Raw genomic sequence first — 542 nt, forward strand, 5'->3', positions numbered from 1 at the left:
CGCAGGCAGGGAGGAGTTGCCAGATCCGGCTCGACGAGCCGGTTGATCGGTGTGCGAGACGAGCGTCCAGACGAGGGTCCGTGCACCTCGGGACGCGTGCGCAGATGCTGGGGCGCAGGGTTCTTGATGCCCTGGAACTGCTGGCTATGCGAGAAGGAAGGGGCGTCGTCGGCAAATGCGATTTCGTTTGCCATCGTCTATGACCGCTTGTAAGTGGTGGGAATGAAGCGCTTGAGCGAACCGAGCGCCGCTTTGCCGCGAGTTTGCGCGGCCGCGCAAACTCGCGGCAAAGCGGCGCTCGGTTCGCTCAAGCGCTTCATTCCCACCACTTACAAGCGGTCATAGACGATGGCAAACGAAATCGCATTTGCCGACGACGCCCCTTCCTTCTCGCATAGCCAGCAGTTCCAGGGCATCAAGAACCCTGCGCCCCAGCATCTGCGCACGCGTCCCGAGGTGCACGGACCCTCGTCTGGACGCTCGTCTCGCACACCGATCAACCGGCTCGTCGAGCCGGATCTGGCAACTCCTCCCTGCCTGCG

Annotated in this window: 2 pseudogenes; one reads left to right on the forward strand and one right to left on the reverse strand. The window is 63.1% G+C overall.

The features are described from left to right. Positions 1-194, reverse strand: a pseudogene (locus tag A6V37_RS41655) (hypothetical protein); the annotation flags it as partial. Between the two features lie 154 nt (positions 195-348). Between A6V37_RS41655 and A6V37_RS41660 the strand changes: the two are divergent. Next, positions 349-542 (forward strand): annotated as a pseudogene (locus A6V37_RS41660) (hypothetical protein); the annotation flags it as partial.

This window comes from Paraburkholderia ginsengiterrae (genome assembly GCF_001645125.1).
Classification (GTDB): domain Bacteria; phylum Pseudomonadota; class Gammaproteobacteria; order Burkholderiales; family Burkholderiaceae; genus Paraburkholderia; species Paraburkholderia ginsengiterrae.